Origin of the sequence: Methylobacterium sp. DB0501 (assembly GCF_011043735.1) — a bacterium.
In the GTDB taxonomy this organism is placed as follows: Bacteria; Pseudomonadota; Alphaproteobacteria; order Rhizobiales; family Beijerinckiaceae; genus Methylobacterium; species Methylobacterium alsaeris.
This window is the reverse complement of the sequence record NZ_JAAKGV010000022.1, coordinates 39,575-63,930: the sequence shown is the minus strand read 5'-3', so window position 1 is coordinate 63,930 and position 24,356 is coordinate 39,575. Positions and strand designations below refer to the sequence as shown.

Genomic DNA, 24,356 nt, shown 5'->3' with positions numbered 1-24,356 from the left:
TCCCAGCCCAAGACGAGCGCCAACCAAGACAGGCACCAGCAAAGAGGCCCGCTTTGCCCAGCTTCTCACGCAGCCTTGAACAAGCTCTCCACCGCGCCCTGGCGCTGGCCGGCGAGCGCCGGCACGAATACGCCACGCTCGAGCATCTCCTGCTCGCCCTGGTCGACGACCAGGACGCGGCCGCGGTCATGCGGGCCTGCAACGTCGACGTCGACCTGCTGAAGCGCAACCTTGTCGAGTACATCGACACCGAGCTCGCCAACCTCACCGGCGACGGGCGGCAGGACGCGAAGCCTACGGCGGGGTTCCAGCGCGTGATCCAGCGCGCGGTGATCCACGTGCAGTCCTCCGGCCGCGAGGAGGTCACCGGCGCCAACGTGCTGGTGGCGATCTTCGCCGAGCGCGAGAGCCACGCCGCCTACTTCCTGCAAGAGCAGGACATGACCCGCTACGACGCGGTCAACTACATCAGCCACGGCATCGCCAAGCGCCCCGGCCTCTCCGAGGGCAAGCCGGTCCGCGGCGCCGACGAGGAGGGTCCGACGGAACGTCCCAGCGGGGCCGAGGACGAGCGCAGCGGCCAGAAGAAGAAGGGTGACGCGCTCGACGCCTACTGCGTCAACCTCAACAAGAAGGCCCGCGAGGGCAAGATCGACCCGCTGATCGGCCGCGAGAACGAGGTCCAGCGCACGATCCAGGTCCTCTGCCGCCGGCAGAAGAACAACCCGCTGCTCGTCGGCGACCCCGGCGTCGGCAAGACCGCGATTGCGGAAGGCCTCGCCCGCAAGATCATCCAGCACGAGGTGCCGGAGGTCCTGGCGGACGCGACCGTCTTCTCCCTCGACATGGGCACGCTCCTCGCCGGCACCCGCTACCGCGGCGACTTCGAGGAGCGCCTCAAGCAGGTGATGAAGGAGATCGAGGCGCACCCGAACGCCATCATGTTCATCGACGAGATCCACACGGTGATCGGCGCCGGTGCGACCTCGGGCGGCGCGATGGATGCGTCCAACCTGCTCAAGCCCGCACTGGCTTCGGGCAGCCTACGCTGCATCGGCTCGACCACCTACAAGGAGTACCGCCAGTACTTCGAGAAGGATCGCGCCCTGGTGCGCCGCTTCCAGAAGATCGACGTCAACGAGCCGTCGATCCCGGACGCGATCGAGATCCTCAAGGGCCTGCGCCCGTCCTTCGAGGAGTTCCACAAGCTCAAGTACACGACCGAGGCCGTGAAGGCCGCGGTCGAGCTGTCGGCCCGCTACATCAACGACCGCAAGCTGCCGGACAAGGCGATCGACGTGATCGACGAGACCGGCGCCTCGCAGATGCTGGTGCCCGAGGGCCGGCGCAAGCGCACCATCGGCGTGAAGGAGATCGAGGCGACCATCGCCACGATGGCCCGCATCCCGCCGAAGACCGTCTCGAAGGACGACGCGGAGGTGCTCGCCCACCTCACCGACAACCTGAAGCGGGTGGTCTACGGCCAGGACGCCGCCATCGACGCGCTGACCGCCTCGATCAAGCTCGCTCGCGCCGGCCTGCGCGATCCCGACAAGCCGATCGGCGCCTACCTGTTCGCCGGCCCGACCGGCGTCGGCAAGACCGAAGCGGCCAAGCAGCTGGCGTCGAGCCTCGGCGTCGAGATGCTGCGCTTCGACATGTCGGAATACATGGAGCGGCACACCGTCTCGCGGCTGATCGGCGCCCCTCCGGGCTATGTTGGCTTCGACCAGGGCGGCCTCCTCACCGACGGCATCGACCAGCACCCGCATTGCGTGCTGCTGCTCGACGAGATCGAGAAGGCCCATCCCGACCTGTTCAACATCCTGTTGCAGGTCATGGACCACGGCAAGCTCACCGACCATAACGGCAAGCAGGTCGATTTCCGCAACGTCATCATCATCATGACGACGAATGCGGGCGCGGCCGACCTCGCCAAGGCGGCGTTCGGCTTCACCCAGAACAAGCGCACCGGCGACGACCAGGAGGCGATCAACCGCCTGTTCGCCCCGGAATTCCGCAACCGCCTCGACGCGACCGTGTCCTTCGGCCATCTGCCGAAGGAGGTGGTGGCCAAGGTCGTCGACAAGTTCGTCCTCCAGCTCGAGGCGCAGCTCGCCGACCGCAACGTCACCATCGAGCTGTCCGACGAGGCGCGGGACTGGCTGGTCGAGAACGGCTACGACGAGGCCATGGGCGCCCGCCCGATGGCCCGCCTGATCCAGGCGACCATCAAGACCCCGCTCGCCGACGAGGTGCTGTTCGGCAAGCTGAAGGACGGCGGCGCGGTCCGGGTGATCGTGAAGCGGCCCGACGGCGAGAAGCCGAGCCTCGGCTTCGTCTTCCCGGCCGGCCCGGTGATGCCGCGGCCCGAGAAGGACGTGACGATCGCCGCCAAGAAGGCGGCCAAGAGCGCCGCGAAGAAGCAGAAGCGCCCTCGCGCCGCACCGAAGAAGCCGAAGGACGGCGGCTCGGGCGATGGCGGCGGCGGGGTCCGCACGGTGCCGAAGGTGCCGCTGGTTCGGGCCTGACCCCGGAGGATCGAGGGCTTCCCCCTCGATCCCGGCACGCCTCCCGTGTATGAGGCTCATCCGAGACGCGCGCATCCCGGCGGGGCCTCCCCACCGGGATGCGCATTTGAGGCCCCGGCCGCTCCGCCCGAGCGGCCGAAGCGGGGCGATTGGACATGCGAGGCTTCTCGCCCCGCACCAGAGGACGCAGGAGGATCCCGATGAGCGGAGATCTCAACGAGGCCCCCCTCGCCCCGGCCGCGACGGTGACCCCGCCCTCCCCGAAGGTGACCCGGCGCGAGAAGCGCCGGCAGCGCCGCCGCCGCCGCAAGATCGGCGAGGAGATCCTGGGGTGGATCCTGGTGCCGCTGATCCTGCTCGCCGGCTACTGGGCGATCAATGCGGGCTTCACCTTCTTCGGCACGACGCCGAGCGTGGTGTTCGACCAGCTGAAGCAGGCGAAGACGGCGTTGGAGAAGCGTGAGGCGCGGTAGCGCACGCGGCCCGGCCGAGATCAGTGCTCCGGCGCGGCTCGACCTGCTCCGTTGATCCGGGGCAAACGTCGATATTTATCCCAGACCGTCCTGGGGCCGCGCAAGGCATCCCGGGTATCGCCTTCGACGAGTCCCGGGCTGGCCTGCCGGGTGGGGCGAGCGCCGTAGGGCTCGAGCGGGCTCAAAGCCCACCCCTGCCGTCACGAAGGCGAGCCGCCGCGCCTCACCCCAGCCCCGCCAGCACCGCCTCCCGCAACGCCTGCGGCAGGGCCACCAGTTCTCCATGGATCGGCTCGCGCCGGTTGTAGACCGGCACCTGGCCGTCGAGGCCGAGCACCGCGCCGCCGGCCTCGCGCAGGATCAGGTCGGCGCCGGCGAGGTCCCAGTCGCGGGCGTCCGACGAGACCAGCCCGACATCGACCAGCCCCTCGGCCACCCGCACCAGGCGCAGGGCCAGCGACGGGATCCTGGGCAGGCGCACCAATGCGCCCGGCGTACCGCCGAGGCCGAGCCGGTGCTCGAGCCGGTCGGCCATCGGCTTCGGGCCGGTGACCCGGGCGCCCGCCATGCTCTCCTGGGCGGAGACCCGGATCGGCACCCCATCCTTCGTCGCGCCCTCCCCGACCACGGCCTCGTAGAGGGTCGCGGTCACGGGCGCCGCGACGTGGCCGAGCACCGGTCGGCCACGGGCCAGCAGCGCCACGGCGATCGACCAGTCGGGATCGCCCGACAGGAAGGCGCGGGTCCCGTCGATCGGATCGACGATCCAGACGAGATCGTGGGCGAGGCGGACCGGGTCGTCGCGGGTCTCCTCGGAGAGCCAGGCGGCGCCGGGGATCAGCTCGCTCAGGCGCACCTTCAGGAAGGTGTCCACCGTCACGTCGGCTTCCGTCACCGGCGAGCCGCCGGCCTTGTTCCAGACCCGGGCGCTGGTGCGCTCGCCCTGCCGGAAATACGGCAGCGCCAGCAGGGCGGCCTCGCGGATGATCGCCCGGACCTGAGGCAGGAGGGGGCGCAGGTCGTCGGGAAGAGGCATGGGAGGCCGCCAGGGTTCGGGTGGGGATGCCCGGCGGCGCCGCGGCGGGCACGGATCGAGCCGGAGCAGGACCCACCCGTTGTAGGCCCCGGCACCGGACGCCACAAGGATTCGTCGGGCCGGATACGGCGGCGGCGATGCCGCATTGTCTTAGCGAAGCGTTTCCAGGGGCAGGGGCGCCGTCTTCTGGCGGTGAACGATAAATGAATCGGGTCGTGACAAGGATCCGTTGAGCATTCGGCTCATCTGTGCCGCGCCAACTATCGCTTAACGCTGCCTTTTAAGGCGTTCTGAGCGGGAGCGGGTCCAAAGTCGTGACAACAGCGGACGACACGACAGAGGTCGCCGCCTCACGCGGACAGGGCGTCGAGCAGAACCATGGTCACCAGATTCCCCTCTTCGAACCGCCAGTCTTCGAGCAGCCAGGCCGCCCGCCGCGACGTCGGGCTCCCCGTCATCCACCGCGGCCCCGTCCAGGCCGAGCCGTCGGCGCTGCCGGTCGTCGGCATCCTTCCGGGCGCCAGCGCCGCCGGCAGCCTGGCCCTGTGCCTCGACGGCGATGCCAGCGACGCCGCCGGGGAAGACCGCTTCGCCGTGATGGTGCTCGACCGCAGCGGCGACCCGCTGATGTCCCTCGGCATCTATGGCGACGACGAGGTCGTGGCGGTGTGGCGCCGGCTCGGCGCCGAGACCGGCCTGCCGATGGTGGTGATCCAGGAGGACGGCGCGGTCGCCCCGATGGGCCAGCAGGTCGGCCGGCTGAAGCTCGGCGCGATCCGGATCCGCCGCCGCCACGGCCTGCTCGCCCACCGCCGGCCGCGCTTCCTCACCCGCCGCAAGACCGCCCGGCTGCCGCTGCGGCCGCTGGTCTACCGCGACGAAGCGCTGATGACCGACGGCGGCAGCCTCTGAGCCCCGCGGCAGCGAGGCTCACATGAGACCTTGCCAGATCGCATCGAGGGCGAGGCCGCAGAACAGGATCAGCCCCGCATCGCGGTTGGAACGGAACAGCCGCAACGCCTCCGCGCCGTCGCGCGGATCGAGCCGCCCGACCTGCCAGGCGAGGTGGCCGGCGAACAGAGCGAGACCGGCAAGACCGATCGGGCCGGCCCCGGCCCCGGACAGGGCGAGGCCGATGCACAGGACGGAGGCGAGGAAGCAGCCCGCCACCGCGAGGCGCACCCGGGACCCGAAGAAGCGGGCGGACGACTTGATGCCGGCGATCTCGTCGTCCTCGATGTCCTGCACCGCGTAGATCGTGTCGTAGCCGATCACCCAGGCGATGGCGCCGACATAGAGCCAGTAGGCCGGGGCGTCGAGGCGGCCGATCAGGGCGACCCAACCCATCAGCGCGCCCCACGCGAAGGCGAGGCCGAGGACGAGCTGCGGCACCGGCATCACCCGCTTCATGAACGGGTAGATCGCGACGGGCGCGAGCGAGGCGAGGCCGACGACGATCGCCGCCCGGTTGAATTGCAGCAGCACCGCGAGGCCGACGAGCGCCTGCAGCACCAGGAACACCAGGGCGTGGCGCACGCGGATGCGCCCGGAGGGCAGCGGCCGCAGGCGGGTGCGCTCGACGCGGGCGTCGAGGTCGCGGTCGGCGATGTCGTTGTAGGTCGAGCCGGCGCCCCGCATGGCGACGGCGCCGACCAGGAACAGCCCGAGGTGCCACAGGCTCGGGCCCGGCCGGCCGGCCGCGATCGCCGCGAGCGCCGCCGACCACCAGCACGGCAGCAGCAGCAGCCACCAGCCGATCGGCCGCTCGATGCGGGCGAGGCGCAGGTAGGGCCGCACGGCCTCGGGGGCGTGCCGGTCGACCCAATGCCCGGTGACCGCATCGGCGACCGGGCGGTCGGGCGTCAGGCTCATGCCCGGGCGCGGAGGAAAGGACGGAAGGTCGCGGCCGTCATCGGGCTGTGGCTCACAGGGCGCCCTGCGGCACCCGGAAGCTGCCGGTCAGGCCGGGCCCGCCGAGGAGGCCGCCGCCGCCCCCGCCCTGCTGCTGCTGCGCCGCCATGGCGCGGGCCTTCTTCTCCATCGCCGCCTGCTGGACGGCGGCGCTGCAGACCTTGGTGCGCAGGGTCGAGACCCGGCCGTGATCGGCCTTGAAGCCCTCGACGAAGGAATCCGGGATCGAGCACCAATCCTTGTTGGCGGTGATCCACTTCAGACCCTCGTTGCCGTTGGCCTGGAGCTTGGTGAACAGCGTGCAGGCGGCCGCGGCCGTGATCTTCGCCTTCTTGCTCTGCGAGGCGGCGTTGACCTTGCCGACAATGTCCTTGCGCTCGGTCAGGGTCTTCTGGATCGCCGAGCAATCGGCCCCCTGGGCCCGGGCGGCCCCACCGAGCAGCGTCGCGCCGAGCAGGCTTCCGGCCAGCGCCGCCACGGTCACACGCATGCGAGTCATCTCCCAACCCCCCAAAGCTTCGGCCCCGACATCTCGGCCCCGAGATTTCGCCTCATAGGCCGGCCCGGCTGCGCCTGGCCCACGGCATAGCGTAAGACTTCCTTGCCGCTCCCGGCCCTGCTGCGCTTTCTGCACAGGAATGTGGCGCCATCGTGCGGGGGAAGCCGGTTCGTTCCAGGCCCGGTCGCCGTCGGGCGGATGAGTTGCAGCGAAGCCACAGGGCGGACGACGCGAAATCATTGACATCCCGCCCCCGCCTCGGCGAGCAGAGCGGTCATGGCGGCCTACGAATTCAACGCTCCCCGGCTCTTCCTCGACATCCCGATGCGGGAGGGCGTCCGGCACGGTCTCGACCGGGCGCAAGCCAATTACCTGCTCTCGGTGCTGCGCAAGGCGACCGGCGAGCCGGTGCTGGTGTTCAACGGCCGCGACGGCGAGTGGCGGGCCGAGATCGAGCCGACCGGCCGCAAGGCGGCGGACCTGGTGCTGCGGGCGCAGACGCGGCCCCAGACTCCACCCGGCGACCTGCACTACCTGTTCGCGCCGCTGAAGGCCGCCCGCCTGGACTACGTCGCCCAGAAGGCGGTCGAGATGGGGGCGAGCCTGATCCAGCCGGTGGTGACCCGGCGCACGCAAGGCGACCGGATCAAGCTCGACAAGCTCCACGCCAATGCGATCGAGGCCGCCGAGCAATGCGGCATCCTCAGCCTGCCGGAGATCCGCGACGCGGCGCCGCTGGCCGAGACGCTCGCCGCCCTGGCGCCGGAGCGCCTGCTGGTATTCTGCGACGAGGACGCCCCGGTCGCCGACCCGATCGCGGCATTAACACAGGCTGGTGCCGCGGCCGGGGCGGATGTCGTATCGGGGAGCACCTTGCCCCTGGCGGTGGTGATCGGGCCCGAGGGCGGGTTTACCCCGGAGGAGCGCGCGCTGATCGGCGCGCGGGCCAACACCGTCCGGCTGTCGCTCGGTCCGCGCATCCTGCGCGCCGACACCGCCGCCGTGGCGGTGCTGGCGCTGGTCCAGGCCGTGCTCGGCGACGGGCGTTCAAAGATCTGATGCCATTTTCCGGAAGATCGCTTCCTGAAATGGTATCATAAATCTGCGCGGTACTTGAGCGAAGCCGAAATCCGCAACGCGAGAGCGATCGGTCGGATTTCATATGACAGCCGCCCGGACGGCAGGGCTCGCGCCGCAATCCGGACGCTGCTATCGGGGCCGCCCCGCGGGTGGCGGCCGATTCGCAGCTCGGCCGCCGCCGCGGCCGCTGTTGCCGGAGATCCTGCGTATGCGAGCGGAATTCGACATCTGCCTCGAGGAGGAGGTGTTCATCAACGATGCGGGCAAGCGCGACGCCGCCCGGGGCCGCACCCGCGACTTCCTGACCGCCTGCCGGGCCGCCCACCCGCAGGTGCGCGCCGAGCTGATGGAGCCGCAGCTGGTCTGGGCCATCGCGCCGGTGAGCGACCTCGCCGAGGCGCGCCGCCACCTCGCGGACCTGCGCAGCGGCCTCGGCGCGCTCGCCTCCGCCCGGGGTCTTGCCCTGATGGCCTCGGGCACGCATCCGCTCGCCCAGTGGAGCCGGGTGCGCCCGCGCGACCAGGCCGCCCGCGGCCGGGTGCTGCGCGACCTCCAGATGGTCGGCAGCCGCAATGTCGTCTGCGGCCTCAGCGTCGGGGTCGGGGTGCCGGCCGGCGTGTCGCGGGTCGATCTGATGAACCGGCTCCAGCCCTTCCTGCCGCTGCTGCTCGCGCTCTCGACCTCGTCACCGTTCTGGCAGGCGCAGCGCACCGGGCTCCTCGGCTACCGCCTCGCAGCCTCGCGCGAGCTGCCCCGCAGCGGCCTGCCGCCCCTGTTCCGCGACGAGGCGGATTACGCCCGCTACCTCGACACGGTGGTGGCGGCGGGCGCGATCGACGATCCGCGCCACGTCTGGTGGGTGCTCTGCCCCTCGCCGACCGGCCCCGGCCTCGACCTGCGCATCGCCGACAGCTGCACCCGCCTCGACGACGCGCTGGCCATCGCGGCGCTCTACCGCTGCCTGGTGCGCCGCCTCGCCGACGAGCCGGCGCGCCACCGCGACCTCACCGGCGCCTCGCAGGCGATCGCGGCGGAGAATTGCTGGCGGGCGCAGCGCTACGGCATCCACGGCAGCTTCGTCTGCGAGGAGACCCGGACGGCGCGGCCGGTGGCGACGGTGCTGACCGAAACCCTGGCCCTGGTCGCCGCGGATGCGCGGGCGCTGGGGTGCGAGGCCGAGCTCGACCTCGCCCGCTGGATCGTCGCCCGTGGCACCAGCGCCGACCGCCAGCTCGCCCTGTTCACCGAGGCGCAGGGCCGCGGCCTGCCGCCGCGCGAGGCGCTGGCGGAGGTGGTGGACTGGCTCACGGCGGAGACGGTGGGGGCGAACCCGACGCGGCACTGAGACGGGAACGCCGTCAGCGCGGCCGCGGCGGCGTCGCCACGGTCGTCGGAGCCGATCATACGAAACCCGACCGGTCGCTTCGCAACGCGGATTGCGGCTTCGCTCGGACGTCGCGCGGGCCGGGGAGACGAAGTCCGGAAGGGATCGTCCGGACTTCGTCTCATCCGGAGCTTTTGTGGCAGACGGCCTCGATATTGTAGCCGTCGGGGTCGATCACGAAGGCGGCGTAGTAGCTCGGGTGATAGCGGGGGCGCAGGCCGGGGCGGCCATTGTCCACCCCGCCGGCCCCGAGCGCGGCCTCGAAGAAGGCATCCACCGCCTCCCTGGAGGAGGCATTGAATGCGAAATGGACCAGCGGAGCGCGCAGAGTGCCCGCAGCGATCCAGAAGTCCCCACCCGGATCGAGCGATCGCCCCTCACCGGCGATCACCCCGAACCCGACCGACGCAGCCTCCTCCCGCAGCACCACGTAGCCCAGAGGAGCCAGGGCCGCGGCGTAGAAGCGACGACTGCGGGCGATGTCGGACACATCGATCGCGAGATGATCCAGCATGCGTCCGACCTCCCTCGCGCCCCGCCGCAACGGTGCCGACAGACCTGCGTGCGGCGCAGCGCGACGATGGCGCAGCCTTCGTGAATATCGGCTCCGGTATCGGCTCCGGGTGCCTCACCGCCCGACCGTACACTCGATCTGCCCGTGCGGCTCGTCGGTCGCGATGAACACCTGGTTCGGGTTGTCGAGGCCGAAGGGCGAGAGATTCGCCAGGAGGTAATGCTTGTTCGGGCAGGCGAGGGTGATCGTCTCGATCTCCGGCACCGCCGCCAGTGCCGCCATTCCCATCCGGTAGAGGCTGTCCTGCAGGCTGTGGCTGTAGCTTCCCGAGAAGACCCGCAGCAGCGTATCGAGGATCACGGCGTTGGCCGCCTCGTAATCGGCGGGCTCGGAAGCCCAGGCCCAGGACGCTTCCATGCTGGTGGCGGCGATGCGGTCGTGGGTCTCGGGGATCGTGGTGTAGGGGTCCTTGACGTAGTTGGCCCAGCCCGACTCGGTGCTCTTCAGGAAGGTGAAGCCCGACAGGCCGGATTCCAGGGTCGCACGATCGCGGGACAGGACGATACGGGCGAAGGGCTGGCCGTTGCCGTCGAGCGTGAAGGTGTGGGGATGGGCGGAGCCGTCGACGGAGAGGCGGTTCCAGCGGGTCTCGTGGCCGGTGACGGTGGCGGTCTCCATCTGGGGGTAGCTGTCGAGCAGGCGCTGCGCCACCGCGCGGCAGAACGCCTCCGCCGGCAAGGCCGGACTCTCCCGGGCGACGATGTAGACGACGTTCTTGATCGTGTCGGTCGAGACGGTCCGGCTGTTGTCGGCGTCGGTGAAGGTGCGGTCGAAGGCGCCGGTGAGCATCGCCTTCACGGTCAGCTCGCGGACCTCGTGCCGGTCGCCGTCGCGGTGGACGCGCATCACCCGCACCCGGCCCTTGCCGTAGGTCTTGTGCAGCAGGGTCATCGATACCTCGTGCGATAGGATCGGATCATCCGACTGCCGAATGATTGCTCGGCGATCGCTGCGCAATCGCGGTCGCCATGCGGAAGTCGGCTTCGCTCGAGCGTGGGGAGCCTCCGGCTCCCCCGCGCGGGCTGGTGAGACGAAGTCCGGAAGGGGTCTTCCGGACTTCGTCTCAGACGTGCTCGGCCGCCGCCGCCGCGGCGGACGCGTCCCGGCCCGCCCGCTCGGCGCTGCCCAGACCGTTGAAGAAGGCATTGAGCAGGACCGCCGCGATCGAGGCGAGCAGGATGCCCGATTCGAGCAGCGGATGCAGCGCGTGCGGCAGGTTGCGGAAGAAGGTCGGGGCGACGAGCGGGATCATGCCGACGCCGACGGCGATCGCCACCACGAACTGGTTCTTCGGCTGACCGCGGAAATCGACCGCCGTGAGGATGCGGGCGCCGGTGGCCGCCACCATGCCGAACATCACGAGGCCGGCACCGCCCAGCACCACCTGCGGCACCGCCTCGACGAGCGCCGCCATCTTCGGCAGCAGACCGAGCGCCAGCATGATGACCCCGCCCGCCACCGTGACGAAGCGCGAGCGCACCCCCGTCACCCCGACGAGGCCGACATTCTGCGAGAACGAGGTGTACGGGAAGGTGTTGAAGATGCCGCCCAGCAGCGTGCCGAGCCCGTCGGCGCGCAGGCCCCGGGCGAGGTCCTTCTGCGATATCGAACGGCCGGTGATCTCGCCGAGCGCCAGGAACATGCCGGTCGATTCGATCATCACCACGATCATCACCACGCACATCGTGGCGATCGGTACGAGATGGAATTGCGGCCAGCCGAAATGGAACGGCAGGACGGGGGCGAACCACGGCGCCGCCGCGACCTTGTCGAGATGCATCAGGCCCAGCATCGCCGCCAGGACCGAGCCGGCGACGATGCCGACCAGCACCGCGACGTTGGCGAGGAAGCCCCGCCCCCAGCGGATCAGCGCGAGGATCACGAGCAGCACCAGGAAGGCGATGCCGAGGCCGCCGGGTTGGGCGTAGTTCGGGTTGGGAAAGGCGGCGGGCACGCCGTCGATCATCCTGGTCAGCGTCGGCTGGCCGCCGCCGGCCCAGTTGATGCCGACCCGCATCAGCGAGATGCCGATGACCAGGATGATGGTGCCGGTGACGACCGGCGGAAACAGCGGCAGCAGGCGGCTGACATGGGGGGCGACCGCGAGGCCGAACACGCCGGCCGCAATCACCGAGCCGTAGATGCCGAGCAGCCCGACATCGGGCGTCGCCGCCATCGACAGCATCGGGCCGACCGACGCGAAGGTCACGCCCATCATCACCGGCAGGCGGATGCCGACTCCCGGAAATCCCGCCGACTGGATCAGGGTCGCGAGGCCGCAGGCGAAGAGATCCGCACTGATGAGAAACGCTACCTCTTCAGGGCGCAGCCCCAGCGCGCGGCCGATGATCAGCGGCACCGCCACCGCGCCGGCATACATGACAAGGACGTGCTGCAGGGCGAGCGGCACCAGCCGGACCGGCGGCAGCATCTCGTCGACGGCATCGGCGGTCTCGACTGGCATGGGGCGCGTCTCTTCTTGGACTGTCCGAGGGTCGGCGCGATCGACCGATTGCGACGTCCCTGCGTCGGGCCGGCGCCTCATCATCGCACATCCTGCATCATCGCGGATCCTGGACCTGCCGCAAGCGCCGTGCCAGCGCCTCCCCCGGCTTGCGGCGGGGAGCGCCTGGGTATTTGTTCACCATTCCGGGCCGAATGTGCCCGCGCGGCCGGCAGCCCGCGGCCCCCGGGCGGGGTCGGGGCGCGGCCGCGTTCCGTCGTGACGTTCGAGACGAAAAGGCAGCCATGCGAACCATCGTGTATGCGGACGGCGGCTGCGATCCCAATCCCGGCCCGGGCGGCTGGGGCGTGGTGATCCAGGCGCCGGAGGGCCCCGTCGAGCTGTGCGGCGGCGATCCGCAGAGCACCAACAACCGCATGGAGCTGACCGCGGCGATCCGGGCGCTGGAGCATTTTCCCGAAGGCGCCGCGATCGAGATGCGGTGCGACAGCCAGTACGTGGTGAAGTCGGTCACCGAGTGGATCCGCGGCTGGAAGCTCAAGGGCTGGCGCACCACCACCGGCCCGGTGAAGAACGTCGAGCTGATGCAGCACCTTGACGAGCTGGCGGCGCGGCGCGACGTGCGCTGGGTCTGGGTGAAGGGCCATGCCGGCGAGGCCGGCAACGAGCGCGCCGACCGGCTGGCGGCACAGGGGCGGCGCCAGGCCCTCGGGCTGCCGCCGCGGCCGGACATCGCTCCGGCCCGCGCGCCGGCGTCAACACCCGCCGTCGGGGCGCCCGTTCCCACGGCACCCGCGGCCGAGCCCGCCCCCCGCGGCACCTCGATCCCGGTGGACGGGGCCCTGGGCCTGCGCCTCTCGCGGGCGGCCAAGCAGGCCGGCACCACGCCGCAGGCCTATGCCGACGAGGTCCTGCGCCTCGCCGTCGATCTCGGGCCCGAGGGGCTGGCGCTCCTGCGCGAGGCCAAGGCCCGGAAGGCGCCGGCGGCGTGAGAGCGGCGGAGTGAGGTCCAGGTGAACCGCCGGTTCCGCCTCAGCGAGTCATCCCGGGACCCGGCAATGCCGGGAACCCGAGATGTCGAGGAAGGGGGCGGGACCGCCGCCGAAGCAGTGGCGGGACCACCGCGAAGGAACCTGCGCCGCCCGTCGACTCACGCGCTCTTCGGGAACGGCACCACCACCCCCGCCTCCCCTGCCGCCTCGTCCCCCGCCCCCCGCATCACCGCCTCGATCATCCGGGCCAGCGTCGCCTGGTCGTAGGGCTTGGCGAGCCGCGGCAGGTCGAGGGCATCGTCGGGGCCGAGATCGGCGTAGCCGGTGGCGAGGATCACCCGGAGACCGGGCCGCTCGGCCGCGACGCGGGCGGCGAGCTGGAGGCCGGTCATCTCCGGCATGGCGTGGTCGGTGAGCACCAGGTCGAGGGTGCGGGCGCGGCGCATCAGCTCCAGGGCCTCCTGGCCGGAGCGGGCCTCGACCACCCGGTGCCCGAGATCCTCCAGCATCGCGGCACTGTTCTCCAGCACCAGGGGATCGTCGTCGACGACGAGGACCACCCGGGCGGCGAAGACCGGGACGGGCCCGGCCGGCACTGCGGCGAGGCGGCGGGCCGGCCCCTCCGCGGCCCCGGCCGCCGGCCCTGCGACGGGCAGCCAGATCTCGGCGGTCGTGCCGGTGCCGGGACGGCTGCGCAGGACGAGGCGGCCGTGCGACTGCGCCGCCAGGCCGTGCACCATCGAGAGGCCGAGGCCCGTGCCCTTGCCGACGCCCTTGGTGGTGAAGAACGGCTCCTGCGCCCGGGCGAGCGTCGCCTCGTCCATGCCGGTGCCGGTATCGGTGACCGACAGGCAAAGCATGGCCTCGCCCTCCCCCGCTTGCCGCTCCAGCCTTCCTGCGACCGCGACGGTGCCGCCCGCCGGCATCGCGTCGCGGGCATTGACCACGAGGTTGAGGAGAGCCAGCTCAAGCTGGTGGGCGTCGACCAGGGCGGGCGGCAGCCCCGACGGAAACCGCGTCTCGATCCGCACGCCCGGGCCGATCGAGCGCTGCAGCAGGTCGGTCATCTCGCGGACGAGGCGGGCGAGGTCGACCGCCTCGGGCTTGAGCTCCTGGCGCCGGGCGAAGGCGAGCATGCGCTGGGTCAGCGCGGCGCCGCGCTCGGCGCCCTGGACGGCGTTGTCGAGGAGACGCAGCAGGCGGGGATCGTCGGGCAGGCGCTTGCGCAGCAATTCCAGGCTGCCCAGGACCGCCATCAGCAGGTTGTTGAAGTCGTGGGCGACGCCGCCGGTGAGCTGGCCCACCGCCTCCATCTTCTGCGCCTGGGCAAGCGCCGCTTGCGCCTGCTCCAGGGCGGCCTCGGCCCGCTTGCGCTCGGTGATGTCGCGGGTGACCTTGGCGAAGCCGACGAGCCGGCCGTCCTCGCCCAGGACCGGATCGATGACGACGCTGGCCCAGAACCGCGTGCCGTCCCGGCGCACCCGCCAGCCCTCGGCCTCGAACTTGCCGCTCCCGGCCGCGGTGGCGAGCGCCCGCTCGGGCGCGCCGACCGCCCGGTCCTCCTCGGTGTAGAAGCGCGAGAAGTGGGTGCCGACGATCTCCTCGGTCTCGTAGCCCTTGATGCGGCGGGCGCCGGCATTCCAGTTCGCCACCACGCCGTCGCGGTCGAGCATGAAGATCGCGTAGTCGGTCACGCTCTGGAGGAGCAGGCGGTAGCGCTCCTCGCTGGCGCGCAGCGCCGCGGCCTCGCGGGCGGCCTGCTCGGAGAAGCGGCGGTCGATCGTGGCGGCAAGGAGCGCCAGCGCCAGGACCAGGAAGGTCACCGCCGTGACGCCGGCGGCGAGGCGGACCTGGTCGAATTCCCCGGCCGGGCCGGCCGGCGGCGACCCGGCCCCGTGGGTGAAGTGCAGGCCCTGCATCGCGGCGTAGTGCATGCCCGCGATGGCGAGCCCCATCGCGCCCGAGGCCGCGACGCGCAAGCCCGGGCCGCTCTCGCGCAACGCGAGCCCGATCGCCACGGTCGCGGCCCCGATCGCGATCAGCACCGAGGCGGCGCACCAGGCCGGATCGACATGCGACGCCGCCGAAAGGCGCATCGCCGCCATGCCGGTATAATGCATCACCGCGATGCCGAGCCCGGTCACCGCGCCTGCCAGGGCGATCGACCGCACCCCGCCGCCGGGCCGCTGGGCGATGGCGAGGCCGAACGCCGTCACGACGATGGGCAGGACCAGCGACAGCAGCGTGAGCCAGAGATCGTAGGTGATTTCGGTCCCGGGCAGCCGGAAGGCCAGCATGCCGACGAAATGCATCGACCAGACGCCGCCGCCGAGCACCAGGGCCGCCGTCGCCAGCCAGGCCCGCCGGGCCCAGCCGGTCGCGGCCTTCATCCGAGCGGCGAGGTCGAGCGCCACGTAGGAGGCCAGCATCGCGAGCGCGATCGAGAGCGCGACGAGGGCGGGGTCGTGAACGCCGGCATGCGCCATCGGGCACCTTCGAGGCTCGCGCGGGCGGCCACCGGAGCGGTCGCCTCTCCCCGGCCCGACCGGGCCGGGGTGCTAGGAACTTCCATTCTACCGCAGGGCGCAGACCTGCGCGATGCACGAGACAGTCTCGTGCAATTCATCATTTACAGTTCAAGGTTGCGTTCTCACCAGGTCGTCGGCTTCGGATTGCGCGCGTCGAAGCCCTTCTGGTGCCAGTAGGGATAGATCGGCGTCTCCTGGCTCGCCGCATCGAGACGGGCGATCTGGGCCGGGTCGAGGGTCCAGCCGACGGCGCCGAGATTCTGCGTGAGCTGCTCCTCGTTGCGGGCGCCGACGACGATGTTGGCGACGGTCGGGCGGCTGAGCAGCCAGTTGAGCGCCACCTGCGCCACGCTGCGCCCGGTCTCGGCGGCGACCTCGTCGAGGACGTCGACGACCCGGAACAGGGCCTCGTCGGCGACCGGCGGCCCGCCCTCGGCCCCGCCCGACGCGATGCGACCGCTGGTATTGGCGCCGCGGCGGATCTTGCCGGTGAGGCGGCCCCAGCCGAGCGGGCTCCAGACCATCAGGGCGACGCCCTGGTCGAGGCCGAGCGGCATCAGCTCCCACTCGTAGTGCCGGCCGACCAGCGAGTAATAGCCCTGGTAGGCGACGTAGCGGGCGAGCCCGTAGCGCTCGGAGGTGCCGAGCGCCTTCATCAGCTGCCAGCCGGAGAAGTTCGAGGCGCCGATATAGCCGATCTTGCCGGCCCGGACGAGGTCGTCGAGGGCCCGCAGGGTCTCGTCGACGGGCGTGAGCGCGTCGAAGCCGTGCATGAAGTAGACGTCGATATGGTCAGTGCCGAGGCGACGCAGGCTCGCCTCGCAGGCACGCACGAGGTGGTAGCGCGACGAGCCCATATCGTTCGGGCCCTCGCCCATCGGGAAGGTCGCTTTCGTGGAGATCAGCGCCCGGTCGCGCTTGCCCTTGAGCGCCTGGCCCAGGATCTCCTCGGAGGCACCCTGCGAGTAGATGTCGGCGGTGTCGAAGAAGTTCACGCCGGCATCGAGGCACAGATCCACCATCCGACTCGCCTCGGCGACGTCCGTCCGGCCCCAGCGCTGGAAGAATTCGTTGTTGCCCCCGAAGGTGCCGGTGCCAAGGCTCAGGACCGGGACCTTGAGGCCGGAGCGGCCGAATTGCCGGTATTCCATGACAGGGCCCTCATCCGTTCGCCGGGCCGCGCGGCGGCCCGGGGTGTCGCGGGATGAGGGGTGTCTTAGGTCCCGGCCGGGCGACGACAAGCCGGGTGGGCGCGAGGGCGGGGATGCGCGTGATGCGGCCGGTCATCCGCGGACTCACCCGCGGGACCGGCCGGCGAAGGGCTATTTCGTCGCCGCCACCACGATCCGGGAGCGGCTGATGAAGGCCCGCGGGTCGGCGCCCTGGTGGCCGTAGAGGTCGCGGGTCACCGTCACGCTCTTGGGTCCCAGGGCCTTGCGGCACTCCTCCTTGACGAAGGTCTCGCCGAGCGGGGTCTCGTCGCCGGCGGGCTTGCCCTCGGCGCAGGTCCAGCCGTCGTCGCCCCAGTGGCTGCGGGCCTGGAGCCCGAGGAGATGTCCCTTCTTGCGCAGGTAGAGCGGAACCGCGTCGTCGGTCTCGATCACCAGACCGGCGACCCGGGCATCGTCTCCGACGAGCAGCGTCAGGCGCGCCGGATGGCCGGCGACCCGGGTGCCGTTGCGGGTCGTCCCGTCGGCGTAAGCGAAGCCGATGGCGCGCAGCCCCTTCGCGTCGGCCGGGCAGGCGCGCCAATCGCTCCAGCCCGAGAGGGTGCGGGCCGGGCCCTCGCGGCAGGCGAGATCGCCGTAGCCGCCGGCCGCGATCTCCGAGACCGGCATCCCGACCCGAAGGTCGCGCAGGTCCGCGGCCTCGGGTCCGGCGGCCAAGGCCGGCCCGGCGCAGAGGAGGGCGGCGAGCGCCGCGAGCTCAGTGGGTCGGCGCATCGGTGCCCTCCTTCTTGCGGTAGACGTCGCAGGCCCGGGATGTCGCGCCGAAGAAGGTGGTGCATTCCTCGAAGGTCGGGTCGCCCTTGCCCTTGAGCCGGGTGGCGACGTAGGTCGCCACCGCGTCGATCTCTGCCGGGCGCAAGAAGACCGCGGTCTCCGGCGGCATGTTGGAGCCCATATCGGCCTTCAGCGAATCGTAGCACTTCACCGTGTCGTAGGCCCCGCGCAGGTGGTAGGGCATGCCGGTGCCGGGCCGGCCGCAGCGCACCACCTCGGCGATCTGCTCCTTGTCGAGTTCCGTCTTGCGCAGCGACAGGGCGTCGCCGCCGTAACCGCCCCCGCCGCCGCCATGCCACTTGTGGCAGCCCGAGCAGGCCTTCTTGAACACAGCGAGATCACCCTCGCCCCCGCCGGTCCGGGCCGATTGGGCCCAGGACGGGGAGGCGAGCGCGAGACCGGCGAGCAAAGCCGGCAACATCAATTTCCGCATCCGCATCAACCTCGTGAGCGGCGGGGCGCCGAGATCGCGCCCCGCCTTCTGGACTCGATCCGGTCAGAGCGCGAAGACGTAGAGCATCGAGCCGGTCTGGATGTTCTTCAGCTCCGGGGTCGAGTCGATGAACCACTTGTCCCAGGCGCCGCCGAGGCCGACCAGGATCGCGACGTATTGCTTGCCGTCGACCGTGAAGGTCATCGGGGGTGCGTTGACGCCGCTGCCGGTGCGGAACTCCCACAGCTTGTCGAGGCTCTTGGCGTCGAGCGCCATCACCCCGCCGCCGGGCTCGCCGGTGAAGACGAGGTCCGGCGTTGCCAGCATGCCGCCGAGCAGCGGGAACTGGGTCTCGTGCTTGCCGGCGACCTTGCCGGTCTTCACGTCGATCGCCGTCACGCTGCCGGTGATCCGGAACGGCTGGCTCGGCCCGCCGCCGGTGAAGAACTCGCGCGGCTTGAGGTTGGCCTGCGTCATCGCCTCGTGGGTGACGCGGTTGCAGCTCTCGATGACCGGGATGTACCAATATTGCAGGTTCGGGTTGTAGGCGGTCGGCGGCCAGTTCTTGCCGCCCATGTTTCCCGGGCAGAAATCGGCGTTCTTGTTCTCGGCCGAGGGCGTTGCCGCCGGATTGTAGCGCTGCACGTCCTTGTTCGGGTCGTACTCGAACGGCTTGCCGGTATCGGGGTTGATGCCCTTGGTCCAGGTCACCTTCTTGACGAAGGGCGTCGCCCAGACGAACTGGCCGTTGGTGCGGTCCACCGCGTAGGCGTGGCCGTTGCGGTCGGCCTCGATGGCGAGCTTGCGGCCGCCCGCATCGACCAGCAGGTTCTCCGACACGCTGTCATAATCGTAGGGATCGTTCGGCGTGTGCTGGAAGTGCCACTTGATCTTGCCGGTCGTGGCGTCGAGGGCGAGCGTCGAGTCGGTGTAGAGGTTGTCGCCCGGCCGGTAGGCGTTGTCCCAGTCCGGGCCCGGATTGCCGACGCCCCACACGATCGTGTCGGTGTCGGGATCGTAGGTGCCCGTCACCCAGGTCGAGCCGCCGCCGCTGACCGCCGCGTTGTTCGGGCCCTTCCAGGTCTCGGAGCCCGGCTCGCCCTTGCCCGGGATGGTGTGGGTGCGCCAGACCTCCTTCTCGGTCTTCAGGTCGGTGGCGGCGATCCAGCCGCGGATGCCGTATTCGGCGCCGCCGACGCCCGAGATCGCCATCCCCTTCACGATGAGCGGCGCGCCGGTGATGGTCTCGCCCTTGTCCGGATCGGCGACCTGGCGCTGCCAGGCGACCTGGCCGGTCTCCTTGTTGGTGGCGATCAGGCGCCCGTCGAGGGTGTGGCTGACGACGAGGTCGCCCCAGAGCGCGACGCCGCGGTTGTTGACGCCGCAGCAGGCGACCGCGCCGGCCCATTCCCGGTCGGTCTTCGGGTCCATCTTCCAGACGAGCTTGCCCTCGCCGCCGCGCGTGTCGATCTTGTAGACCGATCCCCACCCGTCGGTGACGTACATCATGCCGTTCTCGACGATCGGCGTGCCCTCGAGCCCGCCATGGCTCCAGATTCCGCCGGACTCGATGCCGCCCAGCGCCATCGTCCAGGCGACCTTCAGGTTCTTGACGTTGTCCTTGTTGATCTGGGTCAGCGTCGAGTAGCGGTGGCCGGCGAAGTTCTTGTGGTGCTGGATCCAGTTGCCCTCTTCCTTGTCGGCGTTCAGCAGACGCTCCTGCGTGACGCCGCCGTCGGCGGCGAAAGCCGGGGCCATGGAGAGGGTGCCGGCCGCAAGGGCCCCTGCGGTGAGCGCGGCGAGCGAGGTGGCGGCGCGGATGCGCCGCGGGTTACGGGCCGTCGTCATGGTCGTCTCCTCCAGGCGCCCTTGTTTGGGGTGGCGTCGCCTCGGCGCGGGCCGCCTCGCGGCCGGGCGTTGATGGGTCGCGATTCCTGAGCGGACTTGCGTTGGCGGACCAACGCTTCGTCCGCTTAGCCTCTTGTTCCGTCGCAGCTTTTCGTCGCAAAACCGGCAACCGCTGCGACATCTGCCTAGTTCGAGGCGCGGACCTCGACCGGCACCTCCAGCGAGCCGGCCTTGCGGAAGCTCGCCGAGCAGGTGAAGCGCTCGCCGGCGACCAGGGGCTGACGGGTCTGGAGCAGCATCACGTGCATGCCCTCCGGGGTCAGCGCGGTCTCGCCCGACGCCTTGACGGCGATGGTCTGGACGGGGCGCTTCGAGGGCGGACCCTCGCCGCCCTTGTCGACCGTGACCCGCTCGCTGAAATTCGCGAAGGGACAGCGGAAGCGCAGGAGCGAATCCGCCTCGGCGGCGCGGTTCATCACCGTGAGGTGCAGCGGAATGTCGGATCCGACCTTCTCGGTGGGAACGACAAAGGCGTGAACGACGTCGATGTCGCCCGCGACAGCCGGGATACAGCCCAGCAACAAGGCAACGGCCGCGCTCGTCGCACGATCCCGAAAATAAACGGATCGCCTCATCAACGGCATGGCGTTGCCGTTATGGCATCGACGAGCGGCATGGATGTTGACATCCATTATCCTCCCTCTTGACGTCAGCTTCGCCTTTTGGCGGCGAATTGCCCGTGAGGGTAGCCGGCACCGGCATTCCGTCAAGATCCAACCATAAGGGTTGTCTAAAAAGTTGCCCGCGACCGATGCGCCCCGGCCAAGGTGCATCACCCCTCCCGCTCGGGCGGAAGCCGCGCTAGCTTGAACGGCCGCGGGGGCCGGCACGGGAGGACGCGATGGCAGACGGGGATCCGGAAGCGCCGCAACGCGGGCGCTTCGACATCGGGGCGATCGCCGCCGCCCTGCCCGAGAGCGCGACCACGATGCTGGTCGACACCTACCTGACCGACCGCCCGGCGGCGAGCGCCCGGGTGTTCCGGGTCTACCGGCCAACGCCGCCCCATTACCATGAGGGCTGCGACGAGTACCTCTACGTGCTCTCCGGCCGCGGCACGTTCTGGATCGGCGACGCCTCCGACGAAGCGGAATTCGGCCCGGGCCAGCTGCTGTTCTTCGAGCGCGGCGTGGTCCACGCCCTGCCGACGCTCACCGAGGAGCCGGTGGTGTTCCTCTCCGTCGACACGCCGCGGCGCGCGCCGACCGACGTGATCTTCGTCGATCCGGCGACCGGCTCGGCCGAGAGCTTCATGGCCCGCAACGCCGAGCCCGATCCGGCTTGACCTCCCGCCTCCCGGCCGCGATGCACGGGCCACAACAACGGGAGGACGCAGCATGACGGCTGAGCGAAAGGTGGCCCTGGTCACCGGGGCGGCGCGGGGGATCGGGCTGGCCGCAGCGCAGCTCTTCCTGGAAGAGGGCTGGCGGGTCGCCCTCCTCGACATCGACGGCGAGGCGCAGACCCGCGCGGCGGCGGAACTCGGCCGGCCCGACGACACCCTGGCCCTCACCGCCGACGTCGCGGATCCCGAGGCGGTGGCCGCGGCCGTCGCCGCCGTGGACGCCCGGTTCGGCCGGCTCGACGCCCTCGTCAACAATGCCGGCACGGCGGTCTTCAAGCCGCTCCTCGACACCACCCCGGCCGAATGGGCCCGGGTGCTCGCCGTCAACCTGACCGGCCCGTTCCTGTGCGTGCAGGCGGCGGCCCCCGTGATGGCGCGCGGCGGCGGCGGCGCCGTCGTCAACATCACGTCGATCTCCGGCCAGCGCGCCTCGACCCTCCGGGTCGCTTACGGCACCAGCAAGGCGGCGCTCAAGCACCTGACGAAGCAGCAGGCGGTCGAGCTCGCGCATCTCGGCATCCGGGTGAATGCCGTGGCTCCGGGCCCGGTCGACACGGCCATGGCCAAGAAGGTCCATAGCCCGGCGATCCGGGCCGATTATCACGACGCCGTGCCGCTCAACCGCTACGGCCTCGAGCGCGAGATCGCCGACGCCATCGTCTACCTGTGCGGTCCGCGGGCGAGCTACGTCACCGGCCAGACCCTCGCGGTGGATGGCGGCTTCGACGCCGCGGGGATCGGCCTGCCGACCCTCCGGCGGGATCTCGCCGCGGGCTGAGTCCGGCGTGTTGTAATAACGTTACGCTCGGTGCGCCTCGTGCAGGACGCGCCGAGACCCCCCTTGCCATCCCGGGCCTCCCGGCGCGAATGCAACGTTATACCATTCGCGGGGATAGAGATGGGGAAGATCGGATCGTCCGGACCATGGCCGGTGTTGCTGGCGGCGGCCCTCGGCCTCGCCGGCCCTGTGGCCCGGGCAGAGGACATCGCCCTCGACGCGATCGACGTGTCGTCGCCGAGCCCGATCGCGGCGCCGGTCACCGGCGGCGGAGGGGCGGGGCCGGGGGGCGCCTTTCCGGCCGGCGTGCTGCCGGTCGTGACCACCACCTTCTCGCCGGTCACGGTGGTGACCCAGGCCGACATCGTCCGCCAGCAGCCCCGTACGCTGGGCGACGCCCTCTTCGACCGGCCCGGCCTGTCGGCCACGACCTACGCGCCGGGTGCGGCGAGCCGGCCGATCATCCGCGGCCTCGACACGAGCCGGGTGCGGATCCAGGAGAACGGCATCGGCGTCCACGACGTCTCGGATCTCGGCGAGGACCACGCCGTGCCGATCAACCCGCTGGTCGCCAACCGCATCGAGGTGATCCGCGGCCCCGCCTCCCTGCGCTACGGCAGCCAGGCGATCGGCGGCGTGGTCTCGGCGGAGAACAACCGGATCCCGACCTTCATCCCGCCGAACGGCATCGCCGGCCAGGTCGTCACCGGCTATTCCTCGGTCGATCACGGCCGCAACGCCGCCGCGACGGTCGATGCCGGCGGCCAGTCGGTCGCGTTCCACGCCGATGCGTTCCGCACCGCCGCCGACAGCTATGCGACGCCGCTCGGCATCCAGCGCAACTCGGCCAACGCATCCCAGGGCGGCGCGGTCGGGATGTCGTACCTGTTCGATCGCGGCTTCGTCGGCCTGTCGTTCAGCCATTACGATGCGCTCTACCAGATCCCCGGGGCTGAGGCCGCCGAGAGCCGCACCCGCCTCGACCCGACCCAGGACAAGCTCCAGGCCAAGGGCGAGTACCGCCCCCTCGACGGCCCGATCGAGGTGATCCGGTTCTGGGCCGGCGGCTCGACCTACCGCCACAACGAGATCGGCATCGGCGGCGACGGGATCGACGGCATCCAGGCGACCTTCAAGAGCCGCGAGGCGGAAGGCCGGCTCGAGATCCAGTACGTGCCGGTCCTCACCGGCCTCGGCACCCTCACCGGTGCCCTCGGCCTCCAGGCCGACCGGCGGCTGATCGGCACCTCGGGCGAGGCCGGCGGCCTGCTGGCCCCGACCGATTCGCGCAGCAACGCCGTCTACCTGTTCGAGGAGCTGCGTCTGGAGCGGGGCCTGCGCCTCCAGGCCGCCGGCCGGATCGAGGGCGCGCGCTCGACGGGCACCGCGACCCTGTTCCCGAACGATTTCGTCCCCGTCGACGGCGAGGACCCGCTCTCCTACGGCCGCCGCCGCCGCTTCGCGCCGAAGAGCGTGAGCTTCGGGGCGCTCCAGGATCTGCCCGCGGGCTTCGTCGCCAGCCTCACCGGCCAGTACGTCGAGCGCGCGCCCTCGGCCTTCGAGCTGTATTCCCGCGGACCGCACGACGCGACCGAGACCTTCGAGATCGGCGACCCGAACCTGAAGAAGGAGCGCGCCCGCACCGTCGAGGCCAGCATCCGCCGTGCCGAAGGGCCGTTCCGGATCGAGGCGACCGGCTACTACACGCGCTATACTGGCTTCATCTACAAGCGCCTGACGGGCCTGCGCTGCGGCGACGATTTCGCCAGCTGCGGAAGCGACGACGAGCTTGCCCAGGTCGTCTACTCGCAACAGAACGCGACCTTCGCGGGCGCCGAGATCGCCTCGCAGCTCGATCTCCTGCCCGTCGGCAACGGCTTTGCCGGCATCGAGGCGCAGTACGACTTCGTGCGCGCCACCTTCGACGACGGCACCTTCGTGCCCCGCATCCCGCCGCACCGGGTCGGCGGCGGCGTCTTCCTGCGATCCGACGGCTGGTCCGCGCGGGTGAACCTGCTCCACGCCTTCGCCCATACCGAGACCGCGCCGTACGAGACCCTGACCCCGGGCTACGACAACCTGCGGGCGGAACTCAGCTACACCAGGGCCTTCGACCCGGCCGTGACCGGCTGGAGCGAGGTGACCCTCGGCCTCCAGGGTACGAACCTCCTCAATGACGTGATCCGCAACTCGGCCTCGTTCAAGAAGGACGAGATCGTGCTGCCGGGCCGGAACGTGAGGGTGTTCTTGACAGCGCGGTTCTGAGGGATCCGTTCGCCCCCGCTCCCGACAGGACGCACGCTCCGCCTCCACCATGCAGGGTCATCCGGGGGCCGCGCAGCGGAGCCCGGGATCCGGACATTCAGGGGTGCAAGCCGAGGCGGAACGCTGTCCGCCTCGCTTATGCATCGCCTGCG

The 24,356-nt window shown here is 70.9% G+C and carries 21 protein-coding genes; 9 read left to right on the top strand and 12 right to left on the bottom strand.

All coding sequences use genetic code 11. The annotated features are described in order from the left end of the window. Positions 1-53: 53 nt before the first annotated feature. Positions 54-2,531, top strand: a complete 2,478-nt coding sequence (clpA, locus tag G4G93_RS27545) for an ATP-dependent Clp protease ATP-binding subunit ClpA (RefSeq protein WP_165089183.1) — start codon at positions 54-56, stop codon at positions 2,529-2,531. A gap of 200 nt (positions 2,532-2,731) precedes the next feature. Next, positions 2,732-3,004, top strand: coding sequence for a hypothetical protein (locus G4G93_RS27540; RefSeq protein ID WP_165089180.1), 273 nt, complete (start codon positions 2,732-2,734; stop codon positions 3,002-3,004). 223 nt (positions 3,005-3,227) lie between these two features. On the opposite strand, the gene G4G93_RS27535 is transcribed toward G4G93_RS27540, so the two are convergent. After that, entirely contained in the window at positions 3,228-4,040 is an 813-nt protein-coding gene (locus G4G93_RS27535) for a 3'(2'),5'-bisphosphate nucleotidase CysQ (RefSeq protein ID WP_165089177.1), read from the bottom strand. A 378-nt stretch (positions 4,041-4,418) separates the two neighbouring features. On the opposite strand from G4G93_RS27535, the gene G4G93_RS27530 reads away from it, so the two are divergent. Next, a complete protein-coding gene (locus tag G4G93_RS27530) occupies positions 4,419-4,952 on the top strand; it encodes a DUF6101 family protein (RefSeq protein WP_165089174.1) in 534 nt (177 codons plus the stop codon). Between the two features lie 18 nt (positions 4,953-4,970). On the opposite strand, the gene ubiA is transcribed toward G4G93_RS27530, so the two are convergent. Together ubiA and G4G93_RS27520 are read right to left on the bottom strand one after the other, a co-directional pair. Beyond that, complete coding sequence (gene ubiA / locus G4G93_RS27525; protein WP_165089172.1) at positions 4,971-5,912, bottom strand: 4-hydroxybenzoate octaprenyltransferase; 942 nt, start codon at positions 5,910-5,912, stop codon at positions 4,971-4,973. 52 nt (positions 5,913-5,964) lie between these two features. Continuing rightward, positions 5,965-6,450 carry a hypothetical protein gene (locus G4G93_RS27520; protein WP_165089169.1) on the bottom strand — a complete coding sequence of 162 codons (486 nt, stop codon included), beginning with the start codon at positions 6,448-6,450 and terminating at the stop codon, positions 5,965-5,967. Between the two features lie 276 nt (positions 6,451-6,726). On the opposite strand from G4G93_RS27520, the gene G4G93_RS27515 reads away from it, so the two are divergent. Further along, positions 6,727-7,509 (top strand): 16S rRNA (uracil(1498)-N(3))-methyltransferase, encoded by a 783-nt coding sequence (locus G4G93_RS27515; RefSeq protein WP_165089166.1) that lies wholly within the window; start codon positions 6,727-6,729, stop codon positions 7,507-7,509. Between the two features lie 229 nt (positions 7,510-7,738). Beyond that, positions 7,739-8,875: a YbdK family carboxylate-amine ligase gene (locus G4G93_RS27510; protein ID WP_165089163.1), complete on the top strand. Its 1,137-nt coding sequence runs from the start codon at positions 7,739-7,741 to the stop codon at positions 8,873-8,875. A 160-nt stretch (positions 8,876-9,035) separates the two neighbouring features. On the opposite strand, the gene G4G93_RS27505 is transcribed toward G4G93_RS27510, so the two are convergent. From G4G93_RS27505 to G4G93_RS27495, 3 genes are all read right to left on the bottom strand, one after another. Further along, positions 9,036-9,428, bottom strand: a complete 393-nt coding sequence (locus G4G93_RS27505; RefSeq protein WP_165089161.1) for a VOC family protein — start codon at positions 9,426-9,428, stop codon at positions 9,036-9,038. Between the two features lie 114 nt (positions 9,429-9,542). Next, on the bottom strand, positions 9,543-10,379 hold the full coding sequence (pucL, locus tag G4G93_RS27500) for a factor-independent urate hydroxylase (protein WP_165089158.1): 837 nt from the start codon (positions 10,377-10,379) through the stop codon (positions 9,543-9,545). Between the two features lie 172 nt (positions 10,380-10,551). Then, positions 10,552-11,952, bottom strand: a complete 1,401-nt coding sequence (locus G4G93_RS27495; protein ID WP_165089155.1) for a nucleobase:cation symporter-2 family protein — start codon at positions 11,950-11,952, stop codon at positions 10,552-10,554. A 284-nt stretch (positions 11,953-12,236) separates the two neighbouring features. Here G4G93_RS27495 and rnhA point away from each other — a divergent pair, with 284 nt between their 5' ends. Further along, positions 12,237-12,944, top strand: a complete 708-nt coding sequence (gene rnhA / locus G4G93_RS27490; protein WP_165089152.1) for a ribonuclease HI — start codon at positions 12,237-12,239, stop codon at positions 12,942-12,944. A 158-nt stretch (positions 12,945-13,102) separates the two neighbouring features. Here the strand turns inward: rnhA and G4G93_RS27485 are convergent, their stop codons facing one another. The 6 genes from G4G93_RS27485 to G4G93_RS27460 all read right to left on the bottom strand — a co-directional run bounded on the left by G4G93_RS27485 (position 13,103) and on the right by G4G93_RS27460 (position 20,448). Continuing rightward, positions 13,103-15,430, bottom strand: coding sequence for an MHYT domain-containing protein (locus G4G93_RS27485; RefSeq protein ID WP_165089149.1), 2,328 nt, complete (start codon positions 15,428-15,430; stop codon positions 13,103-13,105). Between the two features lie 164 nt (positions 15,431-15,594). After that, positions 15,595-16,623 (bottom strand): aldo/keto reductase, encoded by a 1,029-nt coding sequence (locus G4G93_RS27480; RefSeq protein WP_165089146.1) that lies wholly within the window; start codon positions 16,621-16,623, stop codon positions 15,595-15,597. Between the two features lie 171 nt (positions 16,624-16,794). Then, entirely contained in the window at positions 16,795-17,415 is a 621-nt protein-coding gene (locus G4G93_RS27475) for a hypothetical protein (RefSeq protein ID WP_165089143.1), read from the bottom strand. Beyond that, on the bottom strand, positions 17,399-17,896 hold the full coding sequence (locus G4G93_RS27470; RefSeq protein WP_165089141.1) for a c-type cytochrome: 498 nt from the start codon (positions 17,894-17,896) through the stop codon (positions 17,399-17,401). Before G4G93_RS27470 ends, G4G93_RS27475 begins: the two co-directional genes overlap by 17 nt. 75 nt (positions 17,897-17,971) lie before the next feature. Further along, positions 17,972-19,666 carry a PQQ-dependent dehydrogenase, methanol/ethanol family gene (locus G4G93_RS27465; protein ID WP_246737066.1) on the bottom strand — a complete coding sequence of 565 codons (1,695 nt, stop codon included), beginning with the start codon at positions 19,664-19,666 and terminating at the stop codon, positions 17,972-17,974. A gap of 275 nt (positions 19,667-19,941) precedes the next feature. Further along, the gene (locus G4G93_RS27460; RefSeq protein ID WP_246737056.1) at positions 19,942-20,448 is read right to left on the bottom strand and encodes a copper chaperone PCu(A)C; all 507 of its coding nucleotides are present in this window, start codon (positions 20,446-20,448) and stop codon (positions 19,942-19,944) included. Between the two features lie 209 nt (positions 20,449-20,657). On the opposite strand from G4G93_RS27460, the gene G4G93_RS27455 reads away from it, so the two are divergent. The 3 genes from G4G93_RS27455 to G4G93_RS27445 all read left to right on the top strand — a co-directional run bounded on the left by G4G93_RS27455 (position 20,658) and on the right by G4G93_RS27445 (position 24,204). After that, positions 20,658-21,101 carry a cupin domain-containing protein gene (locus tag G4G93_RS27455; protein WP_165089136.1) on the top strand — a complete coding sequence of 148 codons (444 nt, stop codon included), beginning with the start codon at positions 20,658-20,660 and terminating at the stop codon, positions 21,099-21,101. 52 nt (positions 21,102-21,153) lie between these two features. After that, positions 21,154-21,939: an SDR family NAD(P)-dependent oxidoreductase gene (locus tag G4G93_RS27450; RefSeq protein WP_165089134.1), complete on the top strand. Its 786-nt coding sequence runs from the start codon at positions 21,154-21,156 to the stop codon at positions 21,937-21,939. A gap of 120 nt (positions 21,940-22,059) precedes the next feature. Beyond that, positions 22,060-24,204 carry a TonB-dependent receptor gene (locus G4G93_RS27445; protein WP_165089131.1) on the top strand — a complete coding sequence of 715 codons (2,145 nt, stop codon included), beginning with the start codon at positions 22,060-22,062 and terminating at the stop codon, positions 24,202-24,204. The last annotated feature ends 152 nt before the right edge of the window (positions 24,205-24,356 follow it).